We start from the raw sequence: 15502 nt of genomic DNA, 5'->3' as shown, positions 1-15502 counted from the left end.
GCGACAGTTAGCAATCGGCGCGAAACCCAAGGGGGCGGCGACGAAAAAAATGCGCTGTTGCTCAGCGCAATCGCCACGGTGGACAAGGCAGAACTGGATCTGGCCAACAGCGTCGTGCGGGCCCGCTCCAACGGTCTGGTCACCGACCTGCGCACCGATGTCGGCCAGTTCGCCACCGCTGGAGCGCCCTTGATGACCTTGATCGCCATCCACGACGCGTGGGTCTCGGCGGATATGACGGAGAACAACCTCGGGCAGGTAAGGCCCGGCACCCCGGTGCGCATCGTGCTGGACGCACTGCCCGGCAGCGTATTCGAAGGCCATGTGCGCAGCGTCGGATATGGCGTCAGTACGGGTCAGAGCACGCCAGCCGGCACCTTGCCCACGGTGCAGAACAGCCGTGACTGGCTGCGCCCGGCCCAGCGCTTTCCGGTGATCATTGAGCTTGAGCCAGGCCAGTTGAGCGATATCAGTGGCATCCGTGTCGGTGGCCAGGCCGAGGTGATGGCGTTTCCCAACGAGGGCAATCCGCTGAACGTTCTCGGTCGCCTGTTTCTGCGTGTGATGAGCTGGATGTCGTATGCCTACTGAGCAACAGATCCGCGCCCGGCGTGCCCTGCGCCTGGCCACGGGCACGGCGCTTTGCCTGGCCGCAAGCTTCGGTCTGGCCCTGCCTATCCCTTTTATCGCACCGATGCTGGCGCTGACGATCCTGGCGGCGATGAACCGACCGCTGCCGTTCAAGGCCAGCCTGGGCCTGGCCCTGGTGCTGATGATCACCACCGGCAGCGGCTTGCTGCTGATACCGTTGTTGCAGTATTACGCGGCGGTCGGCGTGATGCTGGTTTGCCTGGGCCTGTTTCTGGTGTTCCGCTATGGCATGCGAGGCGGCAGCGCGCTGGTCGCCACCTTCATGGTGGTTGGCTTGACGATGATCAGCGCGGCCGGCGCCACCGACTTCGATCTGGCCCTGCAGGTGGTGGTCTCGTTGGTCAAAGGCATGCTGCTGGCGCTCACGGCGGTGTCGATCAGCCACTGGCTGTTCCCGGATCCCATCGATACACGACCACCCGCCCCCGCACCGACCCTGTCGGCAGATGAGGTCAACTGGCTGGCGTTGCGCGCCGCGCTGGTGGTGATGCCTGCCTTCCTGTTGGCGCTGATCGATCCGGCCAGCTACATGCCGATCATCATGAAGTCGGTCAACCTCGGCCAACAGAGCACCGTTACCAGCGCGCGATCTGCCGGGCGGGAACTGCTCGGCTCAACCCTGCTCGGCGGCCTGCTGGCGATTATCTTCTGGTTCGCCCTGGGCCTGTTCGTCAATCTGTGGATGTTCTTCCTGTGGATGCTGCTGTTCGGGCTGCTAGTGGCCCGAAAACTCTATGGGCTGAGCCCTGGCCGCTACACGCCGGGTTTCTGGCTCAACAGCCTGATGACCATGATCATTCTGCTCGGCCAGTCGGTGCAGGACAGCGCCGCCGGCAAGGATGTCTATACCGCCTTCGCGATCCGCATGGGGCTGTTCATTCTGGTCACGCTGTATGCCTGTGCGATGGTTTATCTGCTTGATAATCGCCGGCGACGTCGCAACGCCTCTAACCCAACCTCTACAGAGGATCGCACATGCTGATCAATTTCCTCGTGGGCCTGCCGGTGATCGTGCTCTGCGTGGTTTTGCAGGCGGTGTTCCTGGCCCTGTGTGCGCGGCGTTATGCGTCGCAGCGGCGCAAGATGAAGGCGTGCCACTCCAAGACAGATGACGTGCGTTTGTTGTCGATGGTCATGGTGGTGATGCTCATCGGCAACTATGTGCAAATGGCCCTGTGGGCCTTGCTGTTCCTGCTGCTAGGCGAGTTCAAAGACTTCACCAGCGCGCTGTATTTTTCCGGCGTGACCTTCTCCACGTTGGGCTATGGCGATGTGGTTCTGAGCCCGCAATGGCGCTTGCTCAGCCCGCTGGAGGCGGCTAATGGCATTCTTATGTTCGGTGTTTCCACGGCAATCATGACCGCTGCCGTCATGGACATCATCAAACATAACGCGACTGGCGAACCGGAGCGTTCGCCTTGAAACATTGCGCCTGCCTCGAAGAGCAGTCGCTGCATTAAGCGTACGACCGCTAATGAACAGCATCACCGCCAAGACTCAAACCTGATAAAACTGGCGATACCACCTGACGAACTCCCCCACGCCCGCCTCGACTTCCACCTGCGGAGAAAAGCCGATCCACTCGGCCAGCGCCGAAACGTCAGCCCAGGTCTTGACGACATCGCCCGCCTGCATCGGCAAAAAGTTGCGCTGAGCTTTTCTGCCCAAGGCCCTCTCCAGGCAATCAACAAAGTCCAGCAACGCGACCGGGCTGCCGCGCCCGATATTGAAAATCCGGTTGACGCCCGCGGCGTCCTTGGCTGGCAACGGCGGCTTTGGACACAGTCGGGCGATGCTTTCGACAATGTCATCGACGTAGGTGAAGTCCCGCGCCATCTGGCCATGGTTGTAAATATCAATCGGCAGGCCGCCGAGGATCGCTTCGGTGAATTTGAACAGCGCCATGTCCGGTCGTCCCCAAGGCCCGTAAACGGTAAAAAACCGCAGTCCGCTGGCCTTCAGGCCGTAGAGATGGCAGTAGCTGGCGGCAAGCAACTCGTTGGCGCGCTTGGTCGCGGCATACAGGGAAACCGGCAGTTCCACTGCGTCATCGACCCGGTAGGGTAAATTGCTGTTGGCACCGTAAACGGAACTGCTCGACGCGTAGATCAGATGCGCGGGCGGATAGTGTCGGCAGGCTTCCAGTACATTCAAAAACCCCACCAGATTCGATTGCCCATACACATCCGGATTATCCAGGGAGTAACGAACACCTGCCTGTGCGGCGAGGTGGATAACCTCGCTAAAACCTTCCTCCTCGAACAGCGCCATCAAGGCCGGTTTATCAACAATATCCATCGTTTGGAAACGGAATCCTTTTACGTCGGTCAACTCGTTGAGCCGTGCCTGTTTAAGCGCCACGCTGTAATAGTCATTGAGGTTATCGATGCCTATTACTGTATGGCCCTCCAGAGACAATCGTTTGACCGTGTGATATCCGATGAAGCCCGCAGCACCTGTCACAAGAACGGTCATAGTCCCTGCTCCCATCAATCTGGTAGACGATTAGTTATAACGTCGTTAGGGAAATGACGTCCAGACTTTATATTGATCCCCAACTATGGGAAACCAGCTATCGCATTCTTCCAATAGCCGCGCCCCTTAAACACAGAAAATTTTGTTCGATATGCCAGAAAAAAATAAATAATAGATTCAACAGCCTATGATCGAACGAGCTCGCCATTTGACAAATGGCGAGTTTTTTGACTGCTAACGTTTGACAGATTGCACAGACTGGCCGATAACTACCGAGGTCTCGCTGTATAAGGCGCGAGTTTATATTGACTCGACAAACGGCATTATAGAGACAACGACTTAGCGACACCTTCCCTGTACTGCAATATGCAGACCGTGCGGTAGCTTTGTCTCTAAAGAAGTTGGGCTAGACCCAATACCTGCTACACCGCACACAATAGCGTCACACTCATCCGCTATGCACCTTAATGACTCGTTAATTGATTCATTAATGAAACACTTCTCGCGTTACATCATAAAAACAATCTTTTGCCAATGGTCTCTTCATCGCCCTCAATTGAGCGCCTGCCTGCTTAAACTTTCGATCATTCCAGAGTTTACCAGCATGCCAGTCACCAGCCCGGATCGACCTAATTGGTACTTGTTGCAATGCAAACCCCGTCAGGATGAACGTGCCCACCTGAATCTGCTTCAGCAGAATTACGTGGTTTACCACCCCCGGCTCGTCCGTGAGCGCGTTATTCGCGGGAAACGACAGCGGGTGTCGGAATCACTGTTCCCCGGATATTTGTTTATCCAGCTCAGTCGAAATGACAACTGGGCACCCTTGCGTTCCACGCGTGGCGTCAGTCGAGTTGTCGAATTCAATAATGATCCTGCGACGGTGGCAGAGCACGTCATCGAGCATCTGCGTGGACGTTGCCTGGCGTCGGAGATGGCGACAGACGAGGCCCTGCGGCCCGGCGAGCCTTTGCAAATCATCAGTGGCCCGCTATCGCCACTCGAGGCTGTCTTCCTCGCTTTACACGGCAACGACCGCGTGATGCTGCTTCTGCAGTTTCTCAACCGGGAGCAATCGGTCTGCTTGCCACGCAGCGTTATCGGGCGTCAACCGCGCGCCTTTCAGCCCTACCCCTGATGACGTGTCTTTTCTGCCTTTGCTCAGGAGCTTAAACATGGCCTTGAAGTCACGATGCCCTGTCGCACTGATTATGGCCTCTCTCTATCCCGGAATGGCCTGGAGCATTAATCCACAAGCCATTGATGTGTACGGGTTCGACTTCACGCCATCTTTCCTGTTCTCGGAAAGTTACGACGACAACTTTCGCGAAGTGGAAAACAACAACAAGTCCTCAATGATCACCAAGTTGGCGCCCACCTTCGAACTCAAGGCCGAAGATCGCAACAGCGCCACACGATTGATCTGGCAGCCCACTCGCTACATTTATCACGACGAGTCGGATGCCTCGAACACCGCACAGCGCGTGCGCGCGGAAAGTGTCATGGAGTTCACCGATCGCCATCGCCTGAAGCTCGAAGCGGAATACCGCAAATGGGAGCGCACCGAATCGACGGCGGTGGAAGGCATCAACGATAAGCTCAACAACAAACGCGTCGGCGGGCTTTATACCTTTGGCGCCAAGAGCGCGGACAATCAGATCGATGTCGGGGCCAATTACGCCGAACTTCGTTACGACAATGGCGACGGCATCAACGACGACAAAGAACGCAATACCACCGCACTCACCAGCACCTGGTACCACCGTATCGGTAGTAACACCCGAGGCTTGCTGGAATATGACCACACCCATTTTGATTACCTGCAAGCCGACAGTCCGCGCAGCAGTAACTCCGACGCCGTACTGGCCGGTGCCGTCTGGGATTTCACGGCACGCACGACCGGCAAAGTGCGTGTGGGCTATGAAAAAAAGAACTTCGACAATAGCGAGTCCAAAGACCTCGACAACCCCACCTGGCAGGTGGATTTGCAATGGAAACCGCGCACTTATTCAACGTTTACCTTTGTCGCCCGCCAGGCACTCGCCGAGGGTGACGATGGCGCGGAGGCAGTGAAGTCGACGTTCACCCAGGTCGGTTGGCGTCATGGCTGGACGGAACGGATCACCACGGTGGCGCAGGCCGGGATCGGCCGTTATGTCTACGAAGGCCAAAGCCGCACCGACAACTTTCAGGACTACAACCTGGCGGTGGTGTACGCGATGCGCCGATGGCTGGACATCGAACTCGGCTATCGATATCGCGACAACGATTCCGATGCCGACGATGAAAGCTTCACCCGCAACGTGTTTCAGATCAGCTTCAACGTCAGCCTTTAAGAGGGTATCGACATGAACAGGCACGGTCTTTTCTTTTTGTTTGCGCTGGCGTTCGTACCCTCCGTTTTTGCTGCGGATCCGGGCACTCAATACAAACTGGCTGCCGGCGATGTCTTGCGCATCATTGTGTTCGGTGAGCCGGAGTTGAGCCTCAAAAAGATCCGCCTCAGCGATGCGGGCACCTTTTCCTATCCGTTTCTGGGCGAGATTTCCGCCAAAGGACTGACCCCGGGCCAGGTTGAAAAAATCATCGTGGACGGGCTCAAACAGGGTTACCTGATCGATCCGAAAGTCAGCCTGAGCCAGATTGAATACCGGGCTTTCTACATCAATGGCGAAGTGCAAAAACCCGGCAGCTACCCCTTCGTACCGGGCCTGACACTGGAGAAAGCCATCGCGTTGGGCGGCGGCCTGACCGAGCGGGCCTCGATCAAGCGCGTGACCATCATGCGCGGCGACGGTGGCTCGACCCTCACCGATAACGTACGCGAAACACCACGATTGCTCCCGGCGACACCATTTCCATTGCACAAGGCTTTTTCTAATCATGGACAACAGCCCTAGCACCTACGTCGAACGTCCTCTCCAAGCGCATCTGCATCAGCAGTACAGCGAAGACAAGGACACCCTGGATCTTCTCAAACTCTGGAGGGTCATCTGGCGCGCCAAATGGGCCATCGGCTGGGGGGTTGTGCTCAGCGCGCTGCTCGCGGCCGCGGTGGTTTCCACCATCACCCCGCAATACATCGGCAGCACCACCCTGCTGTTCAACGATAAAACGCCGCCGCTGATGTCCTTCCAGCAGGTCAAGGATTCCAGCGGCAACGCCACTGACTATCTGCAGACCCAACAAGCGCTGCTGCAATCGCGCGATCTAGCCGAGCGCGCGGTGAAAAAACTCGGCCTGACCACCAACCCGATCACCGACCCGCGTCAGCAACCGAAGCCCTGGTTTACGCCGCGCGATTGGCTGGGCGGGCTTGACCTTGACCAATGGATCCCGGGCTGGAGCCGCTTTTTGCCGCCCAACGAGGCACCGACTGAAGAAGACGCCTTCAATGAGGTCACGCAAAACCTCATGCTGCACACCAGCGTCAAGTTCGTCGGCAAGAGCCAATTGCTCGAGATCGAGGTCGAGATGCCCGATCCCGCTCTGGCAGCAGCGGCAGCCAATGCGCTGGCTCAGGGTTTTACCGACAGCCAGCTCGACACCAGCGAGAAGTCGTCGCAAACCACCACCGCCTGGATGAACACCCGGCTGGTCAAGCTGCGCGACAATTTGCGTGCTGCCGAGAAAAAGCTTCAGGGCTATCGCGAAGAGCAAGGTCTGGTCGACGTTGGCGGGGTGGCCACCATCAGCGCCAATGAACTGGAAATGACCGGTAATCGCATGGTTGATGCCCGGCGTAACCGCGCAGAAGCGGAAAGCGAGTACCGCCAGGCGAAGGCGTTGGGCAATGGCGATCTGAGCCGACTGTCCAGCGTGCCGGCGGTCTTGAGCAATCCGTTGGTACAGAAATTCCAGGCGGATCGCGCCCTCGCCCAGGCCAAGGTTGATGAACTGGCGGGACGCTACGGCCCCAAACATCCGAGCCTGCTCTCGGCGCAATCCGAACTGCGTACCGCGACCACCAGCCTGCAATTACAGGTACAACAAGTGGTGGCCGGGATCGAGCGGCAATACCAACTCGCCACGGCCAGCGAGGCGTCACTGCGCCAATCCTTTAACAGCAACAAGGCGCAAATTCAGGACATCGCGCGCAAAGAGTTTCAGTTGCGCGAGTTCCAGCGCGAGGTCGACAGCTCACGAGCGCTCTATGAAACCTTCGTCACCCGCTTGAAAGAAACCACTGCCACCGCCGACATGGACTCGACAAAAGTCCGCATCGTCGACCCGGCCATCGTTCCAGTCGACGCGAGCAAACCGCGTAAAACGCTGATCGTCGCCATCGTCGGTTTGATCGCGGCTGTGATCGGTGTCGCGTTGGCGCTGCTGTTCGACAGTCTGAGCAACACCTTCAAAACCGACGAGTCGATCGAGAGCATGCTGAACATTCCGTTGCTCAGCGTCGTGCCGTTGGTGACCAAGAAAACCCGCCGGCAACTGGCACGCTTGTTTGCCGACAACGACAACCCGCGCTTTTCCGAGACCATCCGTAATCTGCGCACCTGGCTAATGCTGCAAAGCAGTGAAATGCCTTCGCAGGTTGTTCTGGTGACGTCGACGGTTGCCGGTGAAGGTAAGAGCACCATCGCCACCAATCTGGCCAGTTCCCTGACGTCGCTCGAGCGTGTGCTGTTGATCGACGCCGACATGCGTCAGCCCACCCTCTCGCTGAACTTTGATTTCCCACCGGACAGCCCGGGACTGGCGAACGTCATAGCTGGCACCGCCAGACTTGAAGACTGCATTGTTTCGGTGGGCAATCTGGACATGTTGCCGGCCGGAAAAGTCCTCCCGCCTGCGCTGGACATGCTCGCGGCGCCGCGCTTGCCATCCCCTGCCGCTGCGCTCAACCCGGCGCTGCAGCCACCACCGCAGGATTTGCTCAGCTCGCCGCGCATGGCGCGGATGCTGGAGGTGCTGCGGTCGCGGTATCGCCACATCATTATCGATTCTCCACCTGCCGAGATGATCAGCGACGCGTTGCTGCTGGCCAAGCATTCGGATGCCGTGATCTACGTGGTCAAGGCCGACAGCACGCCAGTCAGCCAGGTACAGCGGGGAATCGCCATGTTGCAGCAGAGTCAGGTGCCGGTGTTTGGCTCCGTCCTCAACCAGGTGGATCTGCGCAAGGCACGCAAGTACGGCTATCACCACTCCCGGGCGTTCTACGACTACGACTTCGCGCCCAGATAATTGCGGGCTGACACGCCTGCCGCTACGCCCCGTTTCGCCATCACTTATTCGCGTCACCTCTGCCTGACCACGGAACAGCCTGCGGAAGAGACCTCGTGTCTGCCCGATCAGCGCTGATGGATAACTGTTGCCTGAGGTTAAGCCCATGACGCCGCTCTATACCGCTCATATGACGCACCGCCGCGGCCTGACGTTCTGGGGCCAGTGGGCCTGTGCGCTGGCGCTGGCCACCTCGCTGCTGATGCTGCTGGTGTATTGGCGCGTCGGCAGTCTGACCAGCGAATACCGCGTCCTGATCATTCTGACCGTGCTCGGTTCAGTGCCGATTTACAGCGTGATGCAGGTCTACCACAAGCGCCATGGCCTGCTGGTCGGACTCGGCAGGTTGCTGGCTGGCTGGTTGATCCTGCTGGCCGTGCTCGCCGCGATTGCCTTCAGCACCCAGACCAGTGCGATTTATTCGCGCCAGGTGATCATGATTTGGGCGGTGCTGGGTTTCGTGGTGCAGGCGTTGAGTTTTCTGCCGCTGCATTACTTCGCCAGGCTGCACTCGCGCAGGGTGTGCAACGGGCGTCGCGCAGTGATCATCGGCACCTGCCCGACCGCCCATGAGCTGGCGAAGAAACTCTCCAGACCGAACCGCGCATTGGTGCTGGGCTTCATCGCCGCAGCCGATGACAGCGGCCCGGCGCCGAGCATTTTGCCGCTGCTCGGCCACGTCAATGCGATCCGCGAAATCATCACGCGCCGGGAAGTGCGCCGCGTGTATATCGTGCTGACCCTGGCCCATGCCGCGACCATTGAAGCGCTCTACATCGACCTGCTGGACATGAATGTCGACGTCGTATGGATACCTGATTTTGGCAGCATGATGCTCCTCAACCATTCGATCTCGGAAATCGAGCGAATGCCCGCCATTTACCTCAATGAAAGCCTGATCAGCTCGCACCCTGCCAGCCTGCTTTGCAAGGATCTGTTGGAACGCAGCCTGGCCACGCTGGCAATTGCTCTGCTCAGCCCGCTGCTGTTGGGCGTGGCGGCCGCCGTCAAACTGACCTCGCCGGGCCCGGTGCTGTTCAAGCAAAACCGCCACGGTTGCAACGGTGAAGTGATCAAGGTCTGGAAGTTTCGGTCGATGCGCGTCCACGACGACCGCGAGGTGCGTCAGGCCACCCGTAACGATGACCGACTGACGTCAATCGGGCACTTCCTGCGCAGCACCTCCATCGACGAGTTGCCCCAGCTGTTCAATGTCGTCTGCGGCCAGATGGCGCTGGTTGGCCCGCGCCCGCATGCCGTCACCCACAACCTTTATTACACCGGCAAGGTGCGCGCCTACATGGCCCGTCATCGTCTCAAGCCGGGCATCACCGGGTTGGCCCAAATTACGGGGCATCGCGGCGAAACCGAGACGGTGGAAAAGATGCAGCTGCGCGTCGCTCAAGACCTCAACTACATCAACCAATGGTCGCTGTGGCTCGACCTGAAAATCCTCCTCAAAACCCCCTTCACGTTGTTTTCGAAAAACATCTACTGACCGCTGCCCGAGCGCTTCAGCCCCCCCTGCCCCTGCGTTGACACCCATCAAACGACCTGAGGTTTGACCATGAATGTGAGCGTATTCGGTATTGGTTACGTGGGCCTTGTTCAAGGCGCTGCACTGGCCGAGGTGGGGCACAACGTGCTCTGCGTCGACGTCGATGTTGCCAGGGTGGAGGCGCTGAAAGAAGGCACGCTGCCCATCTACGAGCCGGGCCTGAAAACCTTGGTGCGCGACAACTACCAAAGTGGCCGACTGCGCTTCGGCACGGATCTGGCCGCAGCCGTACAGCACGGTGATGTGCTGTTGATCGCCGTCGGCACACCGCCAGACGAGGACGGATCGGCCGACCTCAAATACGTGCTGAGCGTGGCGCAAACCGTCGCGCTGAACATGGATCGTCACCTCATCATCGTCAACAAATCCACGGTGCCGGTGGGCACGGGCGACCGGGTGCGTGAGTGTGTCGAGCAGGTGCTGGCCGACCATGATCGCGGCGATCTGACGTTCGACGTGGTTTCCAATCCTGAATTTCTCAAGGAAGGCTGCGCGGTCGAAGACTGCATGCGCCCCGACCGAATCATCGTCGGCACCGATAGCCCGCGTGCCGAAGAGGTCATGCGCGAACTGTATGAGCCGTTCAATCGCAGCCGCGAAAAAATCATCGTCATGGACGTGCGCAGTGCGGAACTGACCAAGTACGCCGCCAATTGCATGCTCGCGACCAAGATCAGTTTCATGAACGAAATGGCCTGCCTGGCGGAAAAGCTCGGTGCAGACATCGAGAAAGTGCGCCACGGCATCGGCGCCGACCCCCGCATCGGTTATCAGTTTATCTATCCCGGCCTCGGCTACGGCGGCTCGTGTTTTCCCAAAGACGTGAAGGCACTGATCCATGCCGCGACCAGTGTCGACATTGACGCTCGGCTGCTCAAGGCAGTGGAGTCACGCAACCAAGAGCAGAAAGCCAGCCTGTACAGCAAGGTGTTCAACCACTTCGACGGTCACCTGCGCGGCAAGACCTTTGCCCTGTGGGGGTTGAGCTTCAAGCCCAATACCGACGACATGCGCGAAGCGCCCAGCCGCGTGTTGATGGAGGCGTTGTGGCAGGCCGGCGCCAACGTCCAGGCTTTTGATCCGAAAGCCATGGAAGAGGCCCAGCGCATTTACGGCGCGCGCGATGACCTGACGCTGGCGGGCACCAAGGAAGCTGCGCTGAAAAATGCCGACGCGCTGATCATCGTCACCGAGTGGCAAGCGTTTCGCGCGCCGGACTTCGACCGAATCGCTCAGCAGCTCAAGCAACCGTTGATTTTCGACGGGCGCAATCTGTTCGATCCGCAGCGTTTGAGTAAGCGCGGCTTCACCTACGTATCCGTGGGGCGGCCAACCCCTTCAGTCATCTGAAAGGAGCCACGCCATGTTCAAACTGGAATTGGTCGGGCATTACTCACCGCGCTTACTGGACGCCAACCAGGCGTATTCCTTCATCAATTTCGCCTCCATCGGCAGCGTTTTCGAGCAGAACCCGGGCACCATTACCTATTTTTGCGACGGCATGCTCATGTCGACATTCATGTCGCGCGTGACCGGCAGGACGATCGGCCGGGTCAGTTTTGACTTCACCTCGATTGCCGACCGCGTGCTCAGCGGTGCCGAACAACTGGGCAAGCGTGTGTATTTCGTCGGTGCCCGGCAAGCCGAGCTGGATCTGTTCATCCTCAAGATCAGAAGCCTCTATCCGCAACTGGTCATCGCCGGTTATCACCACGGCTATTTCAACGCCGAACAGGCCGAAGGCATAAGGGCTGATATCTGTCGCAGCGAAGCGGACATCCTGATCGTCGGCCTCGGCGCCGGACTGCAGGAACAGTTCGAGCAGGATGCGTTGCAGGCAGGCTTTCGCGGGGTGGCTTTCACCTGCGGCGGGTTCATTCGTCAGGAAGCGTTGGCGACGCGGCAGTACTACCCGGCACTGATCAATCGCCTGCACCTGCGCGCGTTTTATCGCATGTACCGCGAGCCCCACACGATCAAGCGCTACCTCATCGATTACCCCAGCAATTTTGTGCAGCTGCTGGCGATGCTGGCCCGGCACAAAGTCGCCATCAGCGTTGGGGAATGACCATGCACATCCTGTTTATCCTCAAGGATTTCAAGTTGGGCGGTGGCGTCGAGCGCGTCCAGCGACGGTTGTCCGAGCAGTTTCTCAAGGATGGCCAGCGGGTGAGCTTCTTTGTCATGAACGGTGAGACGCCGGACACTGAAGGCGATCAGCGTCACCACAACGGTGGTGGCAGCGGCATCGCCGGGTTGATCCGCTCGATCATCCTGTTGCGCCGACTGATTCATCGCGAGAACGTCACTCATCTTATTTCCGCCAAGGAACAGGCCAACGTCTGCACCTGGTTCGCCACCCTGGGCAGTGCCTGCAAAGTCATCTATAGCCGGCACGTGACGCTGGACAGCACCGAGCAGAAAACCGGCCCTTCAAGCCTGCGCCTGCTCTATGCCTTGTACCTGTGCGGCAGCGGAAAAGTGGTGACGGTTTCCACGGTGCTGCGCCAGTCTCTTGTCGACTTGCTGCCTTGGGGTCAGCAGCGCGTGAGCTATTGCCCCAACGCGGTCATCAGCGAGCAACTGTTTCAAGCCGCACAGGCGCCGCTGCCTGCAGGATTACCCGGCGATTTTTGGTTGGCGCTGGGTCGACTGACCGAGCAAAAAGGGTTTCACCTGTTGCTCGATGCCTACGCTTTGGCATTGCACCGCCGGGTGCTGCCGGATCTGGTGATCGCCGGAGACGGCCACTTGCGCGCTGCGTTAGCGGCGCAGGCCCAGCGTCTGGGCGTCGCGCACCGGGTGCACTTCACCGGTTATTTGCACAACCCCTACCCCCTGCTCCGACACGCGCGCCTGTTCATCCTGAGTTCCCTGCATGAAGGCATGCCGACCGTACTGATCGAGGCCTTGGCGCTGGGCACGCCAGTACTTGCCTGCGACTGCCAGACAGGCCCCAGAGAACTGCTCGACGACGGCCGACTGGGCCTTTTGGTCAAGGTCAACGACGTACCGGCACTGGCCGATGGAATGCTCCGAAGCCTGACAGCGCGGGATGATCTCGCGCCCAGCGAAACCATGATCACTGACGCCATCCGCCCGTACACCAGTCAGCACGCCGCGCAGGCCTATTACCAGGTGTGGAACCAATGAAAAAATTGCTGATTATCCTGCACGACCTCGGCGCCGGCGGTGCCGAGAAAATGATGACGCGACTGGCCGGTGCGCTGGTCGACGCCGGTAACGACGTGACGTTGCTGATGCTCACCGGCGGTGGCGTCAACGCCGCGCACCTCGACCCACGCGTGAAAAAAGTTGAATTGCACAGCCCGCGCAGCGTGCGTGCGGTGCCGGCACTCGCGCGATTTCTTCGGCGCAATCGCTTTGATGCACAACTGGCGGCCCTCACTCACGTCAACGTCGTGGCGATCGCTGCGGCTGCACTGTCCGGCACGCTCGCACGTTTGCACGTCAGCGAACGCAATGCCTTTTCCCATGACAAACACGTCAACCCCGCTTTCATGGTGCGCGTCGCTTATCTGTTGGCTCCGCTGCTGTATCGGCTGATACCCAACCCGGTGATCTGCGTCTCGCGCGGTGTCGCGCTGGATCTGGTCGAAACCACCATTGCGCGGCACCAGGACGTGACCACTGCCGACAACCCGGTGCTCGACAACGACTTTCGCGAGAAGACACCGGCGCGGCCCAGCCATCAATGGTTGCGGGAAAAGTCCGGCCCAGTAGTCGTCGCCGTCGGACGCCTGGCGCCGCAAAAAGGTTTCGACACCCTGATCCGAGCGTTCGCCGCGTTGCCGGACAGCCGTGTGCGTTTGATCATTTTTGGTGAAGGCGCGCTCAAGTCGCGATTGGTTGATTTGGCCTGCACGTTGGGCGTCGCCGATCGCGTCGACCTCCCCGGTTACACCATCGACCCTTTGGCTGAAGTCGCGGCGGCCGATTGTTTTGTGCTGTCGTCCCGCTTCGAAGGCAGCCCCAACGCGCTGGTTGAAGCGTTGTCGACGGGCACTCCGGTGGTGGCGACGCGCTGCCCCCATGGGCCTCAGGACATTTTGATCGGTGGTCTGGTTGCGCCGCTTGTCGACGTCGACGACCCGCCGGCATTGGCGCAAGCGATTGCCCTGCAACTCGCCACCCCCCGCCATTTTCAACGTCATCTGCGCCTTCAGGCGGCCGCCCGATTCATGAATGCCAAAGCGGTGCAGTCCTACCTCGATGCGTTGCTGGGGAGTCCATCACCGTGAACACACTGGCGATCAGATATTCGACGCTGCGGGATGGCTTCACCCTGTTCGGTGTGCTGTTTTACATCCAGGTGCTCACCTTTATCTTCGGCCTCGGTGGCGGGTTCAATTTCGGCGATGTCGATCGCGACCTCGAGGGCAGCGTCGCCAACCAGGTCTGCGGTCTCATCACGCTTTTGGTGCCGCTGTTCTTCTTCATCCGCAACAAGGTCTTCCTGAGCAAAACCTTTTATCGCAGCAACGTCTTTCTGCTGCTGTTCCTGCTCACGGTGATCGCCTCAATCGGTTGGTCTTACGACCCGATGCTGAGCCTCAAGCGCGTCGTCGCGATGCTCAGCGTGGTGTTTTTTGCCGGTTTCATCGCCTACAACTACCCACTGGAAAAAATCACTTTCATGCTCGGCTGTGCCATCGGCGTGGCGGCGTTGATCGGCTTGATACTCGCCGTGGTCATGCCAAGCGTCGCGTTCCTGTCCGGGGGGATCCGCGACGGCGCATTCAAAGGGATTTTTGCCGAGAAGAACGCCGGCGCACGGCTCAACGCGATCGCCATCCTGCTGTTGCTGCCGATGATCCGCAAAGGCAACCGCTGGGCGCTGTTCTGCTCGTTTTTTTCGCTGATCGCCATCCTGCTCGCGCAGTCGGCCACCGGCGTGGCGTTGATCATTTGCGGCACGGCGAGCTACGGCTACTTCCTCACCCTGATCCGCTTGCGTATCAATCGCTCGCAGTGGCTGTTCCTCGGTTGCACCTTGGTGTTCATGCTGTTTTGCCTGCTGCTGTACAACCACATTGCATGGCTGCTGGAGGTGGCCGGTCGCGATCCCTCACTGACTGACCGCACGTTGATCTGGGAACTGCTTGCGCCGTATGTCGACCAGCAATGGCTCAAGGGTTATGGCTACGGCGCGTTCTGGGCCAGTCCTGATGCCGACGCGTTCATCACGCGTTGGGGTTACATCGGCAACGCCCACAGCGGCTACATGGAAACCCTGCTCAACGGCGGTTTGATTCAGTTGGCGGCACTGGTGTTGCTGCTGGGCGAAGCGCTGCTCAAACAATACCGCGCCGTGACGGCGAATCAGGCCGCGCAGTTTCGCGCCAGCGCGCTGGTGATCATCGGTTTGTTCGCCGTCACCAATTACGTGGCGTACGTGATCCCCAACTATCGATCCGCCGAGTTCCTGGTGTTCTGCACCCTCGCTCTGTCCTTTCGGCGTCACCCAGCGACATTCCCCGAGTCATCACCGGCCACCCTGCGTCAGCCTCGCGCTGGCGCCGTATTTCCGCGTGATTCAGCCAAGGCGTAACAGCAGGAGAA

General features: G+C 59.2%; 12 protein-coding genes and 2 pseudogenes. 13 read left to right on the top strand and 1 reads right to left on the bottom strand.

The genetic code is table 11. The annotated features are described in order from the left end of the window. From ACP3TY_RS11670 to ACP3TY_RS11660, 3 genes and pseudogenes are all read left to right on the top strand, one after another. Positions 1 to 591: pseudogene (locus tag ACP3TY_RS11670) on the top strand (HlyD family secretion protein); the annotation flags it as partial. Then, positions 581 to 1633: a DUF2955 domain-containing protein gene (locus tag ACP3TY_RS11665; RefSeq protein ID WP_426620030.1), complete on the top strand. Its 1053-nt coding sequence runs from the start codon at positions 581 to 583 to the stop codon at positions 1631 to 1633. The pseudogene ACP3TY_RS11670 and the gene ACP3TY_RS11665, both read left to right, overlap by 11 nt. Beyond that, positions 1627 to 2073, top strand: coding sequence for a potassium channel family protein (locus ACP3TY_RS11660; protein WP_426620029.1), 447 nt, complete (start codon positions 1627 to 1629; stop codon positions 2071 to 2073). The genes ACP3TY_RS11665 and ACP3TY_RS11660 overlap by 7 nt, the downstream gene beginning before the upstream one ends. Before the next feature lie 75 nt (positions 2074 to 2148). Here the strand turns inward: ACP3TY_RS11660 and ACP3TY_RS11655 are convergent, their stop codons facing one another. Next, positions 2149 to 3126, bottom strand: a complete 978-nt coding sequence (locus tag ACP3TY_RS11655) for an NAD-dependent epimerase/dehydratase family protein (protein WP_426620028.1) — start codon at positions 3124 to 3126, stop codon at positions 2149 to 2151. Between the two features lie 604 nt (positions 3127 to 3730). On the opposite strand from ACP3TY_RS11655, the gene rfaH reads away from it, so the two are divergent. The 10 genes and pseudogenes from rfaH (at position 3731) to ACP3TY_RS11605 (ending at position 15491) form a co-directional block, all read left to right on the top strand. Further along, complete coding sequence (rfaH, locus tag ACP3TY_RS11650; RefSeq protein ID WP_426620464.1) at positions 3731 to 4264, top strand: transcription/translation regulatory transformer protein RfaH; 534 nt, start codon at positions 3731 to 3733, stop codon at positions 4262 to 4264. Positions 4265 to 4301: 37 nt separating this feature from the next. Further along, the gene (locus tag ACP3TY_RS11645) at positions 4302 to 5462 is read left to right on the top strand and encodes an outer membrane beta-barrel protein (RefSeq protein ID WP_426620027.1); all 1161 of its coding nucleotides are present in this window, start codon (positions 4302 to 4304) and stop codon (positions 5460 to 5462) included. Between the two features lie 12 nt (positions 5463 to 5474). Then, a pseudogene (locus ACP3TY_RS11640) lies at positions 5475 to 6007 on the top strand (polysaccharide biosynthesis/export family protein). 2 nt (positions 6008 to 6009) lie between these two features. Further along, entirely contained in the window at positions 6010 to 8322 is a 2313-nt protein-coding gene (locus tag ACP3TY_RS11635; protein WP_426620026.1) for a GumC family protein, read from the top strand. A gap of 145 nt (positions 8323 to 8467) precedes the next feature. Further along, positions 8468 to 9859 (top strand): undecaprenyl-phosphate glucose phosphotransferase, encoded by a 1392-nt coding sequence (locus ACP3TY_RS11630; RefSeq protein WP_426620025.1) that lies wholly within the window; start codon positions 8468 to 8470, stop codon positions 9857 to 9859. 69 nt (positions 9860 to 9928) lie between these two features. Then, positions 9929 to 11269 carry a UDP-glucose dehydrogenase family protein gene (locus ACP3TY_RS11625; protein WP_426620024.1) on the top strand — a complete coding sequence of 447 codons (1341 nt, stop codon included), beginning with the start codon at positions 9929 to 9931 and terminating at the stop codon, positions 11267 to 11269. A gap of 13 nt (positions 11270 to 11282) precedes the next feature. Continuing rightward, on the top strand, positions 11283 to 11987 hold the full coding sequence (locus ACP3TY_RS11620) for a WecB/TagA/CpsF family glycosyltransferase (protein WP_426620023.1): 705 nt from the start codon (positions 11283 to 11285) through the stop codon (positions 11985 to 11987). A 2-nt stretch (positions 11988 to 11989) separates the two neighbouring features. After that, complete coding sequence (locus tag ACP3TY_RS11615; RefSeq protein WP_426620022.1) at positions 11990 to 13072, top strand: glycosyltransferase; 1083 nt, start codon at positions 11990 to 11992, stop codon at positions 13070 to 13072. After that, positions 13069 to 14181 (top strand): glycosyltransferase, encoded by a 1113-nt coding sequence (locus ACP3TY_RS11610; RefSeq protein ID WP_053120167.1) that lies wholly within the window; start codon positions 13069 to 13071, stop codon positions 14179 to 14181. Before ACP3TY_RS11615 ends, ACP3TY_RS11610 begins: the two co-directional genes overlap by 4 nt. After that, positions 14178 to 15491, top strand: a complete 1314-nt coding sequence (locus tag ACP3TY_RS11605; RefSeq protein WP_282351745.1) for an O-antigen ligase family protein — start codon at positions 14178 to 14180, stop codon at positions 15489 to 15491. The genes ACP3TY_RS11610 and ACP3TY_RS11605 overlap by 4 nt, the downstream gene beginning before the upstream one ends. Positions 15492 to 15502: the final 11 nt, after the last annotated feature.

Source organism: Pseudomonas rustica, from assembly GCF_049959085.1.
Classification (GTDB): Bacteria; Pseudomonadota; Gammaproteobacteria; order Pseudomonadales; family Pseudomonadaceae; genus Aquipseudomonas; species Aquipseudomonas rustica.
This window is presented reverse-complemented; position numbering and strand designations above follow the sequence as displayed.